We start from the raw sequence: 17,091 nt of genomic DNA on the forward strand, positions 1-17,091 counted from the left end.
CGGTCGTTTTCTTGTAGAGGCTCTCATGCAAGCGTTTTCCGATGCACGTTTCGAGCGATGGCTGGGTGCGCTATCGCTGATCGTGATCTCCCTTATTAGTCTTGGAAACGTCGTGACCCGGTACCTGACCGGCGGCTCGTTTTCGTTTACCGAAGAGTTCTCGGTGTTCCTGCTGGTCGTTTTGACCTTTGCCGGGGCAAGCGTTGCGCTGCGCCGCAACCGCCATATCCGCATTGGTCTGGTGGAGCGTTTGTTGCCCGAGCGCTGGCGCAAGGCGTTGATCGTCTTTCAGGGGCTTTGCGGCCTTGTGGTGCTTGGCTTGATCACCTGGTACGGCGGTCAGCTTGCCTGGCAGGAGTACCAGTGGGAGTCGCTGTCGCCGGGCCTTGGTCTGCCCCAGTGGTGGTATCTGGTTTGGCTGCCGGTGCTCTCGGCGGCCATGGTCTGGCGTTTGCTTCAGCAAACCCGCGAGCGGCTAAGCGGAGGGCTGCGCCATGACCCCTGATACCTGGATGATTCTCGCCTTCGCCGGGTTCTTGATCGCCGGCGTGCCGGTGGCGTTTTCGCTGGCCCTGGCGGGGTCGGTCGGCATCGTCACCGGGCTTTCGCCGGATATGCTGGCGACCCTGGGCACCAACACCTACAACAGCATCGCCAAATATCCGCTGATCGCGATTCCGCTGTTTATCCTGACCGGGCTGATCTTCGAGCGCTCCGGCGTGGCGCTGCGCTTGGTGCGCTTCGCCCAGGCCCTGATTGGCCCACGCCACGGCGGTTTGGCGCTGGTGGCGGTGCTCGTTTGCATGATCATGGGCGGCATGAGCGGCTCGGGCCCGGCTGATGCCGCGGCGGTGGCTATGGTGATGCTGCCCAGCATGACCAAAGCGGGCTACCCCAAGCCGTTTTCGGCGACCTTGATCGCCGCCTCCGCCTCGACGGCGATTCTCATTCCGCCGTCGGTTGCGTTGATTCTCTACTCCATCGTGGTGCCCGGGGTGGACCTTCGCGCGCTGTTCGCCGCCGGGCTGTTTCCGGGGATTCTGGCCGGGCTATCGCTGCTGGTACCGGCCATGCTGCTGGCCAAACGTTACGGCTGGGAAGGCCCTACGCCGGAAAGCGAGGCCGAGCGGCTGAGCGTGGGCGAGGCCTTCAAGCAGGCCTTGCCGGCGCTGTTTGCGCCCGTGCTCATTCTGGGCGGACTGCGCTCCGGGCTTTTCACGCCAACCGAAGCCGCGGTCGTCGCGGTTGCCTACGGCACCCTGGTGGGGCTTTTCTTCACCCGGGAGCTTTCACTGCGCGACCTGTGGGCGCTGCTGGGCGAGGCGTCGATCATCTCCGGGGTCGTGATGCTGATCATCGCGCTGGCGGGGATCTTTGCCTGGGCGGGGACCATGCTGGGGACCTTCCGCCACTTGGCCGAGTGGATGATCAGCCTCACCGATAACGGCACACTGCTGCTGGTGCTGGTCATGCTGGCGGTACTGCTCGCCGGGATGCTGCTCGATGCGATCTCGATCTATCTCATCCTGATGCCCATTTTGATCCCGGTGATGCAGCACTTCGAGTGGAACCCGGTTTGGTTCGGCATTTTGCTGGCCATGAATATCGCGATTGGCCAATTTACGCCCCCGGTGGCGGTGAATCTGATGGTCACCACCGAGGTTGCGAAGATTCGCCTCGAGCAAACCCTCGGCTGGGCACTTTTGTTCGTGGCCGCGATGGCCTGTGCCATGGCGGTCGTGGCGATTTTTCCGGCCATTGCCCTGTGGCTGCCCGGGGTGCTGGGCTATAACGTGTGAGGGCATCCGTGCTAGCGTTTAAAAAAGACGAATCGCTAAACGCATGTTTAGCCAGCGATTTTTTATACTCCTTAAAAAGGTTGGACAGGGGCGCACAAGAAGCGCTATAAGCCTAAAGTGCCATGGCGAGTTAAGCCGTATTAATCGCGGATGAAAGCGAGTAGGGTGCAATGCTTATGGCGTTCGCGCCCACGGCGGTTTCGCCAAGCGACGGTTTTTTCGCTAAAGTGACCAGTGCTCTGCCGCCATTGGCAGGGTTAACAGTCTGTATTACAAACGTTTTGAACGAAATAGCCCAGGGGATCGGTAACGGGTGTTCAAAGCGAATAATGCTCATAAAAGATAAAGAGGTGTGTCCATGAAGCGCCATGTATTTTCAACCGCCGCCTTTTCAGGCGCGCTGATTGCCGCGGCCAGTTTTGCAAGCCCGGCCGTTGCACAGGAAAGCTACATCACCATCGGTACCGGCGGCCAAACCGGCGTTTACTACGTGGTCGGCCAGTCGGTTTGCCGCATGGTCAACCGCGGTAGCGAAGACCACAGCATCCGCTGTAACGCGCCCTCGACCGGCGGCTCCGTTGCCAACGTCAACGGCATGAAAAACGGCGACCTGGATATGGGCGTGGTGCAGTCCGACGTTCAATACCGCGCCTACAACGGTGAAGCCAACTTCGAAGGCGATGGCCCTTGGGAAGAGATGCGCTCCGTGTTCACCATGCACGGCGAGCCGCTGACCGTGGTCGCCCGCGCCGATGCCGGTATCGACAACATCAGCGACTTCCCCGGCAAACGTGTCAACATCGGCAACCCCGGTTCGGGTCAGCGCAACACCATGGACGTGGTGATGGACGCCTTCGGTTGGGATGAAGACACCTTCGCCCTGGCCTCGCAGCTCGACGCCGCCGAACAGGCCGCCGCGCTTTCCGATAACAACATCGACGCCATGGTCTATGTGGTCGGTCACCCCAACGGTTCGATCCAGGAAGCGACCACCACCATCGACGCCAAGCTGGTCTCGGTGACCGGTGACGAGATCGACGGCCTGATCGAAGAGTACCCGTACTACACCCGTTCCGTGATTCCGGGCGGCTTGTACCGGGGTAACGACGAAGACGTCGAAACCTTCGGCGTGGCGGCAACCTTCGTTTCCTCGACCAATGTCGACGAAGAAGTGATCTACGAAACCGTTAAAGCCGTGTTCGAAAACTTCGACCGCTTCAAGCGCCTGCATCCGGCGTTCGAAAACCTGGACGAAGAAGAGATGATCTCTGACGGCTTGACCGCACCGCTGCACGCTGGCGCCGAGCGCTACTATCGTGAGCGTGGCTGGATCGAGTAAGTCGTACCCGGCGCTAAACGGTGAGTGCCGGTAGCGCCGTTGAGTAAAACGCAAAGCGCGGGCACCCTGGGTGTCCGCGCTTTTGTTGAATGCGCTGATGATAAATGCTCATGATCGGCGTGGACTTCAAAGGGCAAGCGTATGCAAGATGAAAAGAAATCCTCGGCGGACGCGCACCACGACCTGGAGGATATGGTCGCCTCCAGCGACACCGGCGCGCGAAAACCCCTCGGGGCTCCCGGCAAATTACTGGTGGGAATTGCCGCTGCCTGGTCGCTGTTTCAGCTTTGGATCGCCTCACCGCTGCCCTACATGTTGCGGGTGGGCGTCTTCAGCGCGACCGAGGCGCGCTCGATCCACTTGGCCTTTGCGCTCTTTTTAGCCTTTATGGCCTACCCGGCGCTCAAGCGCTCGCCGCGGGACCGGGTGCCGCTTCAAGACTGGGCGTTTGCCGCCGTGGCGGCGTTTTGCGGCGCCTATCTGTTCGTTTTCTACGACGACCTGGCCAGCCGGGCCGGGCGGCCGATCACCCAGGATATCGTGATCGGCGTGATCGGTATCGTCATGCTGTTGGAGGCGACCCGGCGCGCGCTTGGCCCGCCCTTGATGGCCGTGGCCGCGATCTTTATCGCCTATTCGCTGTTCGGGCCCTACATGCCCGGTATTCTCGCCCACCGCGGTGTAAGCCTGGGCGGGTTGATCAACCACCAATGGCTGGGTACCCAAGGGGTGTTCGGCATTGCGCTGGGCGTGTCGACCAGTTTCGTGTTTTTGTTCGTGTTGTTCGGTGCGCTGCTCGATAAAGCCGGCGCGGGTAACTATTTCATCAAAGTGGCTTTTTCGATGCTGGGCCACTTCAAGGGCGGCCCGGCCAAGGCGGCGGTCGTGGCCTCGGGCATGACCGGGTTGATCTCCGGCTCCTCGATCGCCAATACCGTGACCACCGGTACCTTCACCATTCCCATGATGAAACGCGTGGGCTTTAGCGCAGAAAAAGCCGGTGCCGTCGAGGTGTCTTCCTCGGTGAACGGCCAGATCATGCCGCCGGTCATGGGCGCGGCGGCGTTTTTGATGGTCGAGTACGTGGGTATCTCCTACGTCGAGGTCATCAAGCACGCCTTTTTGCCCGCCCTGATCTCCTATATCGCGCTGATCTATATCGTTCATCTGGAAGCCCTCAAGGCGGACATGAAAGGGCTGCCCTCGAGCAACCCGGCGCGCCCGCTCTTGAACAAGGTCATCGGTTTTTTGACCGGGCTTTTACTGCTGATGGGGCTTTCGGTCGGCGTCTACTACGGCCTTGGCTGGCTGAAGCCGGTGCTGGGCGATGCAACGCCTTGGGTCGTATCGGTGGGCCTCGCCGTCGTCTATGTCGGGCTTTTGAAAATCGGCGCCCGCTACCCGGAACTCGAAATCGACGACCCCAACTCGGCGGTCTTGACGCTGCCGCAAACCCGGCCGACGGTCATGGTCGGGCTTCACTACATTCTGCCGGTGGTCGTGCTGGTGTGGTGTTTGATGGTCGAGCGTCTGTCCCCCGGGCTTTCGGCGTTTTGGGCCACCATGTTCATGATCTTCATCATGATCACCCAGCGCCCGATCATTGCGCTGTTCCGGGGCCGCAGCCAGCTGGCGGCGGATATCAAGGAAGGCCTTTTCGATCTGTGGGATGGCCTGGTGACCGGCGCGCGCAATATGATCGGCATCGGTATCGCCACCGCCACCGCGGGTATCGTGGTGGGGGCGGTCTCGCAAACCGGCGTGGGCCTGGTGCTGGCGGACGTGGTCGAGCTTCTTTCCGGCGGCAACCTGATGGTGATTTTGCTGCTCACCGCCGTGTTGAGCTTGATTCTGGGCATGGGCCTGCCCACTACCGCCAACTACATCGTGGTGTCGGCGCTGATGGCGCCGGTGATCGTGCTGCTTGGCCAGCAAAACGGGCTGATCGTACCGCTGATTGCGGTGCACCTGTTCGTGTTCTACTTCGGCATCATGGCGGACGTGACGCCACCGGTGGGCCTTGCCTCCTTCGCGGCGGCGGCGGTCTCCGGCGGGGACCCGCTGCGCACCGGTTTCCAGGCGTTCTACTACAGCCTGCGCACCGCGGCGCTACCGTTTCTGTTCATCTTCAATACGGATCTCTTGCTGATCGATGTGACGGTGACCCAGGGGATCGTGGTGTTCATCGTGGCCACCATCGCCATGCTGATCTTCGCTGCCGGCACCCAGGGCTACTTCATCACCCGTAACCGCTGGTACGAGTCGATTCTGCTGCTGTTGGTCGCCTTTACGCTGTTCCGTCCGGGCTTTTTCATGGATCGCATCCACGACCCGTACAACTCCGTGCCACCGGCGCAGTTCGCCGATGCGCTGGGCCAGGTCGATGAAGGCAGCAACCTGCGCATCCAGATTGCCGGTGAAGACGACTACGGCGCGCCGATGTCGACCTATATGCTCATTCCGGTGCCCGCGGGTAACACCGGTGAGGAGCGCCTGGAGAACCTGGGGTTAGAGCTTTATACCGACGGCGACCAGACCCTGGTCGATTTCGTCGAGTTCGGTAGCCCCGCGGCGGACCTGGGGCTCGATTTCGACCAGGAGATCATCGAAGTGCTCGCCCCGGTGGACCGCTGGACCAAAGAGTGGATGTGGCTGCCAGCGCTTGGCGTGTTCGCCCTGGTGGTGCTGATGCAGCGTCGCCGCCGTGGCCGCAAAACGCCGGACCACACCCCGGCCAGCGCCTAAGGAGGCCGTGCGATGTATCAGAAAATTCTGCTTCCTGTGGATCTCAACGAGGCGGCGTCCTGGCAAAAGGCGTTGCCGGTGGCGGTAACGCTTTGCCATACCTTTGGGGCGTCGCTTCATTTGGTGAGCGTACTGCCGGAGTTCACGATGCCGATGGTCGGGGCCTACTTTCCGAAAAACTTTTCGAAAAAGGCTCACGAGGCGATGCACGAGGCGCAAAACGCGTTTATCCAGGAGCACGTGCCCGAGGATATCCAAACCCAAAGCGTGATCGTCGATGGCTCGCCCTGGGAGGCGATCATCAAGATCGGCAAGAAAATCGACGCCGACCTGATCGTCATGGCCTCCCACACCAAACGTAAGTTCGCCGACTACGTGCTCGGCCCCAACGCCGAGCACGTGGTGCACCACGCGAAAGTCTCGGTGATGATCGTGCGCTGATCCGGCGCCTGGTCAAAAAAGACGGCTTCGGCCGTCTTTTTTTATGGGCTGCGACTTTTGGGTGATTTCGTTTGGACGCTGGGTGACCAACACTGAGGGGTGGTTCAATAATCATAACGCTCAGGAGCTTAACCATGATCTACGCAAACCCAGGCGATAACGGCGCCCTCGTCACCTTCGAAAAACGCTACGGTAACTACATCGGCGGCGAGTTCGTCGCACCCGAGAAAGGCCAGTATTTCGACAACATCAGCCCGGTGAACGGCCAGGTGTTCTGCGAGATCCCCCGCTCCAGCGCCGAGGATATCGACAAGGCCCTGGACGCTGCCCACAAGGCCGCCCCCGCCTGGGGCAAGACCTCCGCCGCCGAGCGCAGCAATATTCTGCTCAAGATGGCGGATCGCATCGAGCAGAACCTGGAGATGCTGGCCGTGGCGGAAACCTGGGACAACGGTAAGGCGGTGCGCGAAACCCTGAATGCCGACCTGCCCCTGGCGGTGGATCATTTCCGCTACTTCGCTGGCTGCATCCGCGCCCAGGAAGGGAGTGCTGCAGATATCGACGCCAACACCGTGTCGTATCATTTTCACGAGCCGCTGGGCGTGGTGGGGCAAATCATACCCTGGAACTTCCCCATCCTGATGGCGGTATGGAAGCTGGCGCCGGCGCTGGCCGCGGGCAACTGCGTGGTATTGAAGCCCGCCGAGCAGACCCCGGCCTCGATTCTCGAACTGATGAAGGTCGTCGGCGACCTGCTGCCGCCCGGCGTGGTCAACATCGTCAATGGCTTTGGCGAGGAGGTGGGCGAGAGCCTGGCCACCAGCAAGCGCATCGCCAAGATCGCCTTTACTGGCTCAACGCCGGTGGGCTCGCATATCCTGAAGTGCGCCGCCGAGAACATCATTCCCTCCACGGTGGAGCTCGGCGGCAAGTCGCCGAACATCTACTTCGCCGACATCATGAACGCCGAGCCCACCTTCGTGGATAAAGCAGTCGAAGGCCTGGTGCTGGCGTTTTTGAACCAGGGCGAGGTGTGCACCTGCCCGTCCCGGGCGCTGGTCCAAGAGAGCATGTACGATGACTTCATGGTCAAGGTGCTCGAGCGCACCAAGGCCATCAAACGCGGTAACCCCCTGGACACCGACGTGCAGGTCGGCGCCCAGGCATCTCAAGAGCAGTTCGACAAGATCATGTCCTACATGGACGTGGCCCGGGAAGAGGGCGCGGAGTTTTTGACCGGCGGCAACAAGGCGAGCATCGAAGGGGATTACAACAGCGGCTACTACATCGAGCCGACGATTCTCAAGGGCAACAACAAGATGCGCATCTTCCAGGAGGAGATCTTCGGCCCGGTCGTGTCGGTGACGACCTTCAAGGACGAAGAAGAAGCGCTGGCGATTGCCAACGACACCGAGTTCGGCCTGGGCGCGGGCGTGTGGAGCCGCGATATCAACGTGGCGTTTCGCATGGGCCGCGGCATTCAGGCCGGGCGCGTGTGGACCAACTGCTACCACCAATACCCGGCCCACGCGGCCTTCGGGGGTTACAAAAAGTCCGGCGTGGGCCGTGAAACCCACAAGATGGCCCTCGAGCACTATCAGCAAACCAAGAATCTGCTGGTGAGCTACGACATCAACCCGATGGGTTTTTTCTAAGCCTGACACCAGGCCCGGCTTGGCCGGGCGAATAAGCGCGCTATAAACGCCGGGGCTACCCCGGCGTTTTTTCGCCTGCCGCTTGGCTGTCGGCAAGCCACCGCTCGGCCAGGCGGCTTGCCTGATCGAGGCTGGCCGTGACCGCGAGTTTTCCGGTTGCGCGGCGGATACCGGCGCGCTTGAGTTTCAACACCATGCGCGGTGCCAGCCCCACCATGATTACCCCAACGCCCCGTTCATCGAGCTCGCCTAGAAGGGTATCCAGCGCGATCATGGCCGAGGCGTCCAGGCTGGGTACCGCGTGCATATCCAGCACCACCACGCGCACGTCCTGGTCGACTACGCGCAGCGTGGCCATAGCTTTCTCGGCGGCGCCGAAAAACAGCGGCCCGCTGATCTTGTAGCGGGCCACACCGGGGGCAAAGGCAGCGCTGGAGCCAGCTGCTTCGACACGCTGCGTCTGGGTCAACTGGGCCATGCGCCGGATGAACAGCGCCGCCGCCAGGCCCATGCCGACGGCCACGGCGATGACCATATCGAACACCACGGTGAGCAGAAAACAGATCACCAGCACCGCTACGTCGCTGGCCGGGGCGCTTTTCAGCGTGTGTACGAAATGGCGCGCCTCGCTCATGTTCCAGGCGATGATGAATAAAAGCGCCGCCAGTGCCGCCATGGGCACGTAGCCCATCGCCCCCGCCAGGGCGATCACCGCCAGCAGCACGACGAATGAGTGGACCAGCGCCGCGATGGGGGAGAAGCCGCCGCTTTTGATATTGGTCGCGGTACGGGCAAGCGCCGCGGTGGCGGTAATGCCGCCAAAAAAGGGCGCGACCACGTTGCCAAGCCCCTGGCCGATCAGCTCCACGTTGGGGTTGTGGCGGGTGCGGGTCAAACCATCGGCGACCACGGCGCACAAAAGCGACTCGATTGCCGCCAGTAGCGCGATGGCAAGCGCCGGGCCGAGCAGCGCCTGGATCAGCGCGAAGTTAACGGTGAGCGGCTCGCCCTTGGCCCCGGGCAACTGCCAGGGTAGCGCAAAGCCCGGTGCAAACGGCGGGATACCGCTGCCGGTCACGCCCTGGGATTCCCAGCTAAAGCGCGAGGCGATGGTCGCGACATCGCTTCCCAAAAGCGACAGCAGTAGCGCCACCAACGTGCCCGCCGCCAGCCCCACCAGGGGCGCGGGGATCGGCGTTTTCAAACGCGGCCACGCAATCAAAACGCTCAAGGTCGCCACGCCCACGCAGAGATCGGCAAGCGAAAGCCCGGGCAGCGCCTGGGCGATAACGAGCAGGTTGTGCGGGGTGCTACTGCCCAATGTAATGTCGGTCAGGCCCAGAAAATCCGGCACTTGCAGCAGCGCGATGACCACGCCGATCCCCGCGGTGAAGCCCAGAATGACCGGGTAGGGCACGTACTGAATCAGCGTGCCGAGTCTGGCGAGCCCCAGCGCCACCAAAATGGCCCCGGCCATGAGCGTGGCCAAAAGCAGCCCGCCCAGGCCAAACTCCGCCGCAATGGGGAATAAAATTACCACGAAGGCCGCCGTGGGCCCGGAGATATTGAAGCGCGAACCGCCGGTCAGGGCGATGATCGCCCCCGCTACGATTGCCGTATAAAGGCCGTGCTGTGGCGCTACGCCGGTGGCGATTGCCAGCGCCATCGAAAGCGGTACGGCCACCACGCCCACGGTGATGCCCGCCAAAACGTCGCGCTTGAGTTTGCCAAGGGTGTAACCTTCGCGCCAGGCACTCAAAAGTGCACTGCCAGGCACGGGAAAGCCCCCTCCCGAGGGGCGGCGGGCGCGGGACATGGAGAACCTCGTAGCCGGTTGGAAACGTTAGCCTTTTAACTTACTCCCCGGCGCTGCGATGCACAACTGCGCCGCCGATATTCGCCGCTCACGAAGGGGAGACGAGAAAAAAGCCAGGCCTACAACGGCGCCATGCCCGGGCTTGGCCGGGCATGGCAAGAGGGTGTGCTAAGAGGGTGTAACGAGAGAGTATAACGAGAGGGTCGCGCAGAGAGACTTACTGCGTGGTGATCGGCTCGTCGCTTTCACTATCGCCTTCGCCGTGGTGGCGCTCGCCGCGTCTTTCTTCGTGCATTTCGCGCATGGCCTCTTTCAGAGCCTCTTCTTCGTCGTCGGTGAGAATCTCGCTGACGCGCTCCTTGTGCTCGTCGCGAAGCGTCTTCATCGCCTCGTAAAACTCGGCGTTGGCTTCATTGAGCTCTGTCTGTTTCTCTTCGTTGATCTCGGCGCGCTGATACACTTCATCGCGCTGCTCCTGCATGTGTTCGCGCATCTGCTCGCGGTCCTTGCCGTCGTGCGGCCCGGCCTGAGCGGTCAATGCCACCGGAATCAAAGCGGCGGCGAGCAGGGCAGGAGCGGCGATTTTACGAATGGATAGCGTCATGGCGTACCTCTTTTGTCGATGCAGTTGAATGTCTTGACTCCTGCAGTATCAAACGCCTCGGTGTAAAGTCGTTGCACGAAGTGTGCAAACAACGTGACCTTCGCTTCTCGATGCGAAGACATGAAGGCGCGAAAGATAAAAGGAGTTATCGATGCAAGCATTGCGTGGGATCCGCCAAACCCTGGGCGCGGGCAGTCTGGCGCTGTTGCTCGGCGGTTGCGGCGCCACCCATCTCGCCTCGAACGGCGAACCCGCCCAGGCCCTGGCCCAGGAAAAGCTCGCCGTGTGCTCCACGGCGCTGGCCCCCCAGCGCTACACACCGCCCGAGTGGCCCGAGGCGCTCACCGCCAGAGTGCGCCTGCCGGATACCCAAGGGGAAGGCCTGCGCCCGGCGGCGCTGATCGTTCACGGCGGCGGCTGGCGCGGACGAAACCCAAAGGATATGGACAAAATCGCCAAACGACTGGCGGGCCAGGGCTATGTGACGGTCAATGTCGCCTACCGCTTCGCCCCCGAGTACCGCTTCCCCGCCCAGCTTCATGATTTGCAGCAGGCAATGGCCTGGATTCATCAAAACGCCGGGCGCTTTCGCATCGATACCGACCGCATCGTGGGTGTGGGCTACTCCTCCGGGGCGCACCTGGTGAGTTTGCTGGCGCTGGCAAGCGAACACGGCCCGCTGGCCGAGCCTTTTGGGGGCGCGCATACCCGGCTGCGCGCGGCAGCGGTGGGGGGCCTGCCAAGCGATCTTATGAAGTTCGACGACGGCGAACTGGTGACCGACCTGATCGGCGGTACCCGGGATGAAGAGCCCGAGGCGTACAGGTTGGCCTCGCCCGCGCGCCAAATCACCCCGCAAGCCCCGCCGTTTTTCGTCTTCCACGGTAACCGGGACCGCTTGGTACCGGTGGACCACGCCAAGGATTTCTACCAGGCGCTCGCGGACCAGGGCACGCGCTCCGAACTTTATGTGCAGCACGGCCGCGGGCATATCGGAAGCTTTCTGCTGCGCGGCGGCGCCATCAAAGCGGCCATCGCTTTTCTCGATAGAGAGGTAGATCGCGAGGTGAATCCTGAGGCGGGGCAGGGCGATTAGACTTTAGTTGGCTTTTGAAGGTTTGCAAGGTTGGTGAAAGCTTCGTGGCATAGCGTAGGGGCACTGCAGGCACAGACCTGCCCAAAATCTATAAATTTATAAAAAGTGAGAACGCTATGCCCAAAAACAGTGTCACTTCGCTTGGTATGACCGTGAAATCGCTGCTGGTCGGCGCTACCGCCGCCGCTGCCTCCCTTGCCATGGCGTTACCCGCCGCCGCGGACAACTACCCCGAACGCCCGATCAACATGATCGTAGGCTTTGGTACCGGCGGCAGCGCCGACCGCCTGGCGCGCTTGATGTCCGGCTATATTTCCGAGGAAATCGGCGTGCCGGTCCAGGTCAGCAACCGCCCGGGCGCCGGCACGCAGGTCGCCTCCAACTACGTGCTGAACATGCCCGACGATGGCTACACCGTGTACGCCTCGACCTTCGCCCCGTACCTGACCAACTCGATTTTGACCGGCGGCGCCAACTTCAGCGTGGATGACTTCAACTACATCAATTTCCAGTGGTTCGACCTGGATTTGATCGCCGCCAACGAAGACAGCGGCTATGAAGACCTGCCCGAGCTGCTCGAAGCCATTCGTGAAGAGGACACCCAGGTACGCGGCGCCGTGGTTCAGGGCTCCGCCGGCCACCTGATGGTGCGCTTGCTGCTCGACCAGGCCGGTATCGACCAGGACAACCTGAACCTGGTGACCTACAACAGCGGCGGCGAAGCGCGTTCGGCGGTCGCTGGCGGTCAGGTCGATTTCGTTTCGATCAGCGCCCAGGGCAGCGAAGGCATTCGCGAATTCCTGACGCCGCTTGCCATCGTCAGCGACGAGCGTATCGAGCAGTGGGACGTGGCGCCGATCAACGAAGCCCTCGCCCCGATGGACGTCGAAGTACCGGTGCTGCAGGGCTCGATGCGCGGCTTCGCGGTCACCAGCGAAATGGAGCGCGAGCATCCGGAGCGCTTCGAAACGCTCTCTTCCGCCATCCAGAGCGCGCTGGCCCGTAAAGAGGTGCAGGACCACCTCGAGCGTAACGACATGGGCGGCGTTTGGGTCGGCCCGGAGCGCGCCAACGAGCTGATGCGCGAAAACTACGAGGTCTTCGAGCAGTACGCCCACCTGCTTAACTGATCCGCTTGAAGGCCGGCCCGCCAAGGCCGGCCTGGAGAATCACCATGTCCGCAAACAAACGTGACTATGGGGACTTTCTGGTCCTCATGGCCTTGGCGTGCTTTACCCTTTGGTATCTGTGGGATGCCTATAGCGTCTCGGCAAGCGCCCAGAACTTGCTGCTGATTTTGCCGCTTTCGCTGGTCGTGCTGGCGGTCATTGCCCTGGAGCTTGGGCTACGCATCAAGCACGGCACGCTTTTCCGCCCCAGCGAGGAAGAGGAGCCGCTACACCAGACACTGCCGGTGGTCGGGCTCTTCGCCGCCTACGTGATCTCGCTGGAAACATTGGGCTTCGATATCGCCACCGTGGCGTTCATCGCGCTTTTTCTGGTGCTCAAAGGCGAGCGCAATGTCTGGCTGGTCACGGGCTTTAGCGCCGTTTTCGGGCTGGGCTGCGCGTTTTTCTTCTCGCAGATGTTGCCCTATCCCATGACCCTACTGCTGCTGCCCAGCTAAGGAGCCGCCATGATCGATTTTGCCGCAGTAGAGCAGAGCCTGGCGCTGCTTTTTTCCAGTTTCAGCCCCTGGCTGGTGGTCATCCCTGGCATCATTTTGGGGCTGATTTTCGGCGCCACGCCCGGGCTTCAAATCTCCATGGCCATGGCGATCTTCTTGCCCATGACCATGTACATGGACTTCATTCAGGCCATGCTGTTTTTGACCGCCATCTTCACCGGCGGCTCGTTCGGCTCGGGGATTCCGGCCATTTTGATGAACATTCCCGGTACCTCGTCGGCAATCGCCACCGCTTTCGATGGCTACCCCATGGCGCGCAACGGCCAGCACAACGAAGCCCTCGGCGTAGCGCTTGCTTCTTCGGTCATCGGTGTGCTGATGGGCTACGTGATCCTGTTCATCATGATCCAGCCGCTCTCGGTAATGGTGTTGAAGCTTGGCCCCGCCGAGATGTTCATCGTCATTTTGTGGGGCATGACATTGATTGCAAGCCTCAAGGGCGAGCAGGTGCTCAAGGGCTTGATGGCCGGCTTTGTGGGCCTTCTGGCGGGTACGATCGGTTTTAGCGAAGTGGGCCTGGCGCGCGGCACCATGGGGCAAACCTACCTGCTCGACGGTATCCCGGTCATCCCCGCCATGATGGGCATGTTCGCCGCCTCGGAGCTTTTCAAGCTGGCCAATAAAAGCTTCATCGTCGAGTCCGAGGCGTCGCGCAAGGTTAGCATCGGCCAGATTCTCGGTGGCTGCCGGATGGCGCTGAGCCACCCCTGGGTGATGATTCGCGGCGGCTTGATCGGCGTATTCGTCGGTGCGGTGCCAGGTGTGGGCTCGTCGGTATCGAACCTGCTCTCTTATGTGGAGACCAAGCGCCGCGATAAGGACCCGGAGTCGTTTGGCAAGGGCAACCCCAAGGGCGTGGTGGCCTCGGAATCCGCCAACAGCACCTCGGAAGCCGGTTCGATGGCGACGCTCCTGGCGCTGGGTATTCCCGGCGGCGGCGCTACGGCGGTCATGCTGGCGGCGTTTGCCATGCACAACATCACCGGCGGCCCGCAGTTCATTCGCCAGCAAACCGATGTGGTCTACGCCATTATATTTGCCAACTTCGCCCAGGTGTTTTTGCTGGTCGTCGTGGGGCTTTTGTTCATTCCGCTGTTGGCTAACATCATCAAGGTGCCGATGCGCTATCTCATTCCTTCGGTGCTGGTGCTGGCGGTGATGGGCTCGTTCGGGCTGACCGGCAACATGACCGGCCCGGCCACGGTGCTGGTGTTCGCGGTGATCGGTTGGATTTTCCGCCACTACGGCTACTCGGTGCCCGCCGCGGTCATCGGGCTTTTGCTGGGCTCGCTTGCCGAGAAGTCGCTTTTGCATTCGTACCAGATCAGCGGCGGCGATTTTAGCTATCTGTTCACCCGCCCGGTGGCGCTGGGCATTCTGGCGCTGCTGCTGATTTCACTGCTCGGCAAACCCTTGATGCAGCGCTTTCAAACGCGGCGCGCACAAAAGGCGTAGCGGATGGTCGGGCGAACGCTTAAAACCCTGGGCCTGGGTTGTGTGGGTGGCGTGGTCGCCACCCTTTTTTCACTGCCGCTGGCCTGGATGCTGGGCGCGCTGTTTCTGGTGATGGGGGCCTCGCTTGCCGGGGTGAAAACCGGCGTCGACAAGCGCGTTCACCTGGTCGCCATCGGGCTGCTGGGGCTTTTTATCGGCAGCCGCATTCAGGCCCATGAGCTGGCCGGGCTGATTCACTGGTACCCAAGCGTTCTGGCCATGCTCGTGTATATGGCGATGATGCTGGCCGGTGGCTACTGGATCTTCACGCGCGCCGGGGTGGGGCGGGTAAGCGCGATGTTCTGCGCCTACCCGGGCAGCATGAACTCGGCGCTGGTGCTAGCCGAGGGTGCCAATGGCGATTTGCGCTGGATCGCCATTTCCCACTCGCTGCGCCTGGTGACCGTCGTTTCTGGGGCGGCGCTGATGGCAAGCCTTTTGGTGGGCGAGGCAACGCTTTCAAGCGATTCCCACGCCCCGAACCTGATGGACGCCGCCGCACTGCTGCTGGCGCCGCTTTTTTGGTGGCTGGCGCGAAAGCTCAACGTGCCGATACCGGAATTTCTGGGGCCCATGGCCGCCGGGGCGGTGCTGGCCAACGCCGGTCTCGACTACTCGGTGCCGGTCTGGCTGGTGTTCGGCGCTTTCTTGATACTTGGCTCCTCGGTGGGCTCGCGCTTTTCCAACACGCCGTTTTCCCAGGTGCTCAAGGTCGGGCGCTTCGGCATCGCCTATGCGCTGTTCGCTTTGGGAGCAGCGGCGGCCATGGCCTGGTTGGTGGCCTCATTCACCGCGCTTTCCTTCGTGGCGGTGCTGCTCGCGCTGATTCCCGGCGGGGTAGGGGAGATGGCGGTCATCGCCACGGTCATGGGCATCGACCCGGTCTACGTGGTTTCCCACCACGTGCTACGGCTACTGATTCTGATCTTCATGACGCCGGCGATGGTGCGCCTGGCAAGCGCGGTCAACCAGCCGGAATAGCCGGAAACGCGAGCCGCACGACCAGCCCGCGCCCATTCTGGGCGCCCGCCTTGGGCTTATCGACGTCTCGATTGCCAAGCGTTAGCGTGGCCGAGTGGGCGGTCGCCACCTGCTCGACGATCGCAAGCCCCAACCCGCTACCCGGGGTTTGTGGGTCATGGCGGTAGAACCGCTCGGTCAGTTGGCCAAGGCTTGCCGGGTCGACACCAGTGCCGTGGTCGCTGACGGTGAGCACGGCGCCGCCCGGCTTCTCTTCGAGCACGATGTCGATACTGCCCCGGTAGGGGCGGCCGCCACCGGCGTGAACGCTGGCGTTCTCGATCAGGTTGGTGACCATCCAAAGCAGCATGATCGGGTCGCCCAGCACCCCGGGCGGCGTACCGGTCTGCTCGAAAGAGAGCTCCTGACCCTTTTGATAGATGCCGGTGGCCGTTTGGGCGCAGGCCTGCCGGCAGATATCGACCAGGTCGACTTCTTCCAGGTGGGTCGCGTCGAAAAGCTCGTGGCGGGTCTTGGCGTATTTGAGAAGCTGCTGCACGGTGTGGCTTGCGTGCTCGGCGATGCGCTGCATTTCGATCAGGTTGGCGCGGGTGTCGGGCTCCTGAGTGGTCTTGAGCGAAATCTCGGAGAGCGCGCGCAGCTCGGAAATTGGCGTTCGCAGTTGATGTGATACATCGGCGTTGAGCTGTTGCGTGCTCTCGATGCTGCGGCGGATACGCTGCATCAGCTGATTGAGGCTATGGATCAGCGGGTGAATTTCCCGGGGCGCGTCGTCCTCGATGGGGTGCAGGTCGTTGGGCGAGCGCTGGCGAAGCGATTGGCTGACCGCGTTGAGCGGCCCAAGCCCCCGGTAAATGGCGAAAAGCGCCAGCGTCATGGCCAAAATACCCGTTACAGCCATCAGGCTGCTCAAGGTCAGCATGAAGTCGTTGGCCAGGGTGTAGCGCGCCTCTTTCGACTCGGCGACGATCACCTCGATGTCGGTATGGGTGCGGCTGCGGTTGAAAGGGAAGGTGAGCGCCACGGCGCGCAGCTCGTTGCCGGCGTAGGTGACGTCGTAAAAAAGCGGCTCGTCGAGCGGCCCGGGTGGGTCGCCAAGGCCCGGGAAGCCGGCAATGATGCCGCCGTCGATATTGCGAATGCGGTAGAAGATTTTGCCTTCGCCGCGACTACCCAGGGTGCTCACGCTGAAGTAATGCATGTTGATCTGAAGCTCACCGTCCACGGTGTAAATGCGCCGCTCCAAACGGTTGGCCGCGTTGAGCAGCATGGCATCGAAGGTTTCGTTGATCTGGCGGGTAAGCAGCACGTGGCTCGAGGCCAGCATCACCAGCGCCAGCCCAATGAAGGGCAAGCCGATCCAGAGCAGCAGGCGCCCGCGAATCGAGGTGGGCATGCGCTTTTTTAGTCGGGTCGCGACGTTCAACATCCGGT

14 protein-coding genes are annotated in these 17,091 nt (G+C 61.9%); 11 read left to right on the forward strand and 3 right to left on the reverse strand.

The window, feature by feature from the left end:
- Nucleotides 1-25 precede the first annotated feature (25 nt).
- From ACWHVV_RS03425 to exaC, 6 genes are all read left to right on the forward strand, one after another.
- Nucleotides 26-505 carry a TRAP transporter small permease gene (locus ACWHVV_RS03425; RefSeq protein WP_447928080.1) on the forward strand — a complete coding sequence of 160 codons (480 nt, stop codon included), beginning with the start codon at nucleotides 26-28 and terminating at the stop codon, nucleotides 503-505.
- Nucleotides 495-1,799 carry a TRAP transporter large permease gene (locus ACWHVV_RS03430; RefSeq protein ID WP_447928081.1) on the forward strand — a complete coding sequence of 435 codons (1,305 nt, stop codon included), beginning with the start codon at nucleotides 495-497 and terminating at the stop codon, nucleotides 1,797-1,799. The genes ACWHVV_RS03425 and ACWHVV_RS03430 overlap by 11 nt, the downstream gene beginning before the upstream one ends.
- Nucleotides 1,800-2,157: 358 nt before the next feature.
- Nucleotides 2,158-3,138: a TAXI family TRAP transporter solute-binding subunit gene (locus tag ACWHVV_RS03435; RefSeq protein WP_447928082.1), complete on the forward strand. Its 981-nt coding sequence runs from the start codon at nucleotides 2,158-2,160 to the stop codon at nucleotides 3,136-3,138.
- A 141-nt stretch (nucleotides 3,139-3,279) separates the two neighbouring features.
- Entirely contained in the window at nucleotides 3,280-5,883 is a 2,604-nt protein-coding gene (locus ACWHVV_RS03440) for a TRAP transporter permease (RefSeq protein WP_447928083.1), read from the forward strand.
- A gap of 12 nt (nucleotides 5,884-5,895) precedes the next feature.
- A complete protein-coding gene (locus ACWHVV_RS03445; protein WP_447527863.1) occupies nucleotides 5,896-6,324 on the forward strand; it encodes a universal stress protein in 429 nt (142 codons plus the stop codon).
- A 134-nt stretch (nucleotides 6,325-6,458) separates the two neighbouring features.
- A complete protein-coding gene (gene exaC / locus ACWHVV_RS03450; protein WP_447928084.1) occupies nucleotides 6,459-7,979 on the forward strand; it encodes an acetaldehyde dehydrogenase ExaC in 1,521 nt (506 codons plus the stop codon).
- Between the two features lie 55 nt (nucleotides 7,980-8,034).
- On the opposite strand, the gene dauA is transcribed toward exaC, so the two are convergent.
- Both dauA and ACWHVV_RS03460 read right to left on the reverse strand, forming a co-directional pair.
- Entirely contained in the window at nucleotides 8,035-9,795 is a 1,761-nt protein-coding gene (gene dauA, locus ACWHVV_RS03455) for a C4-dicarboxylic acid transporter DauA (RefSeq protein ID WP_447928085.1), read from the reverse strand.
- Between the two features lie 217 nt (nucleotides 9,796-10,012).
- Entirely contained in the window at nucleotides 10,013-10,399 is a 387-nt protein-coding gene (locus ACWHVV_RS03460; RefSeq protein ID WP_447928086.1) for a hypothetical protein, read from the reverse strand.
- A 151-nt stretch (nucleotides 10,400-10,550) separates the two neighbouring features.
- Here ACWHVV_RS03460 and ACWHVV_RS03465 point away from each other — a divergent pair, with 151 nt between their 5' ends.
- The 5 genes from ACWHVV_RS03465 to ACWHVV_RS03485 all read left to right on the forward strand — a co-directional run bounded on the left by ACWHVV_RS03465 (nucleotide 10,551) and on the right by ACWHVV_RS03485 (nucleotide 15,657).
- Nucleotides 10,551-11,495 carry an alpha/beta hydrolase fold domain-containing protein gene (locus ACWHVV_RS03465; protein ID WP_447928087.1) on the forward strand — a complete coding sequence of 315 codons (945 nt, stop codon included), beginning with the start codon at nucleotides 10,551-10,553 and terminating at the stop codon, nucleotides 11,493-11,495.
- Nucleotides 11,496-11,611: 116 nt separating this feature from the next.
- Entirely contained in the window at nucleotides 11,612-12,625 is a 1,014-nt protein-coding gene (locus tag ACWHVV_RS03470) for a Bug family tripartite tricarboxylate transporter substrate binding protein (protein ID WP_447928088.1), read from the forward strand.
- A 44-nt stretch (nucleotides 12,626-12,669) separates the two neighbouring features.
- Nucleotides 12,670-13,122 carry a tripartite tricarboxylate transporter TctB family protein gene (locus ACWHVV_RS03475; RefSeq protein WP_447928089.1) on the forward strand — a complete coding sequence of 151 codons (453 nt, stop codon included), beginning with the start codon at nucleotides 12,670-12,672 and terminating at the stop codon, nucleotides 13,120-13,122.
- A 9-nt stretch (nucleotides 13,123-13,131) separates the two neighbouring features.
- Nucleotides 13,132-14,637, forward strand: coding sequence for a tripartite tricarboxylate transporter permease (locus ACWHVV_RS03480; protein WP_447928090.1), 1,506 nt, complete (start codon nucleotides 13,132-13,134; stop codon nucleotides 14,635-14,637).
- Nucleotides 14,638-14,640: 3 nt separating this feature from the next.
- A complete protein-coding gene (locus tag ACWHVV_RS03485) occupies nucleotides 14,641-15,657 on the forward strand; it encodes an AbrB family transcriptional regulator (protein WP_447928091.1) in 1,017 nt (338 codons plus the stop codon).
- On the opposite strand, the gene ACWHVV_RS03490 is transcribed toward ACWHVV_RS03485, so the two are convergent.
- On the reverse strand, nucleotides 15,641-17,086 hold the full coding sequence (locus tag ACWHVV_RS03490) for a sensor histidine kinase N-terminal domain-containing protein (protein WP_447928092.1): 1,446 nt from the start codon (nucleotides 17,084-17,086) through the stop codon (nucleotides 15,641-15,643). The two genes, ACWHVV_RS03485 and ACWHVV_RS03490, sit on opposite strands and share 17 nt — an antisense overlap.
- Nucleotides 17,087-17,091 lie beyond the last annotated feature (5 nt).

This window comes from Vreelandella sp. EE27, from assembly GCF_968206495.1.

What these genes read in the sequence shown, in the direction of transcription:
- ACWHVV_RS03480 (WP_447928090.1), top strand. Translation starts at nt 13,132, where the DNA reads ATGATCGATTTTGCCGCAGTAGAGCAGAGCCTGGCGCTGCTTTTTTCC.
- ACWHVV_RS03485 (WP_447928091.1), top strand. Translation starts at nt 14,641, where the DNA reads ATGGTCGGGCGAACGCTTAAAACCCTGGGCCTGGGTTGTGTGGGTGGC.
- ACWHVV_RS03430 (WP_447928081.1), top strand. Translation starts at nt 495, where the DNA reads ATGACCCCTGATACCTGGATGATTCTCGCCTTCGCCGGGTTCTTGATC.
- ACWHVV_RS03475 (WP_447928089.1), top strand. Translation starts at nt 12,670, where the DNA reads ATGTCCGCAAACAAACGTGACTATGGGGACTTTCTGGTCCTCATGGCC.
- ACWHVV_RS03425 (WP_447928080.1), top strand. Translation starts at nt 26, where the DNA reads ATGCAAGCGTTTTCCGATGCACGTTTCGAGCGATGGCTGGGTGCGCTA.
- ACWHVV_RS03465 (WP_447928087.1), top strand. Translation starts at nt 10,551, where the DNA reads ATGCAAGCATTGCGTGGGATCCGCCAAACCCTGGGCGCGGGCAGTCTG.
- ACWHVV_RS03445 (WP_447527863.1), top strand. Translation starts at nt 5,896, where the DNA reads ATGTATCAGAAAATTCTGCTTCCTGTGGATCTCAACGAGGCGGCGTCC.
- ACWHVV_RS03440 (WP_447928083.1), top strand. Translation starts at nt 3,280, where the DNA reads ATGCAAGATGAAAAGAAATCCTCGGCGGACGCGCACCACGACCTGGAG.
- ACWHVV_RS03435 (WP_447928082.1), top strand. Translation starts at nt 2,158, where the DNA reads ATGAAGCGCCATGTATTTTCAACCGCCGCCTTTTCAGGCGCGCTGATT.
- exaC (WP_447928084.1), top strand. Translation starts at nt 6,459, where the DNA reads ATGATCTACGCAAACCCAGGCGATAACGGCGCCCTCGTCACCTTCGAA.
- ACWHVV_RS03460 (WP_447928086.1), bottom strand. Translation starts at nt 10,399, where the DNA reads ATGACGCTATCCATTCGTAAAATCGCCGCTCCTGCCCTGCTCGCCGCC.
- dauA (WP_447928085.1), bottom strand. Translation starts at nt 9,795, where the DNA reads ATGTCCCGCGCCCGCCGCCCCTCGGGAGGGGGCTTTCCCGTGCCTGGC.
- ACWHVV_RS03490 (WP_447928092.1), bottom strand. Translation starts at nt 17,086, where the DNA reads ATGTTGAACGTCGCGACCCGACTAAAAAAGCGCATGCCCACCTCGATT.
- ACWHVV_RS03470 (WP_447928088.1), top strand. Translation starts at nt 11,612, where the DNA reads ATGCCCAAAAACAGTGTCACTTCGCTTGGTATGACCGTGAAATCGCTG.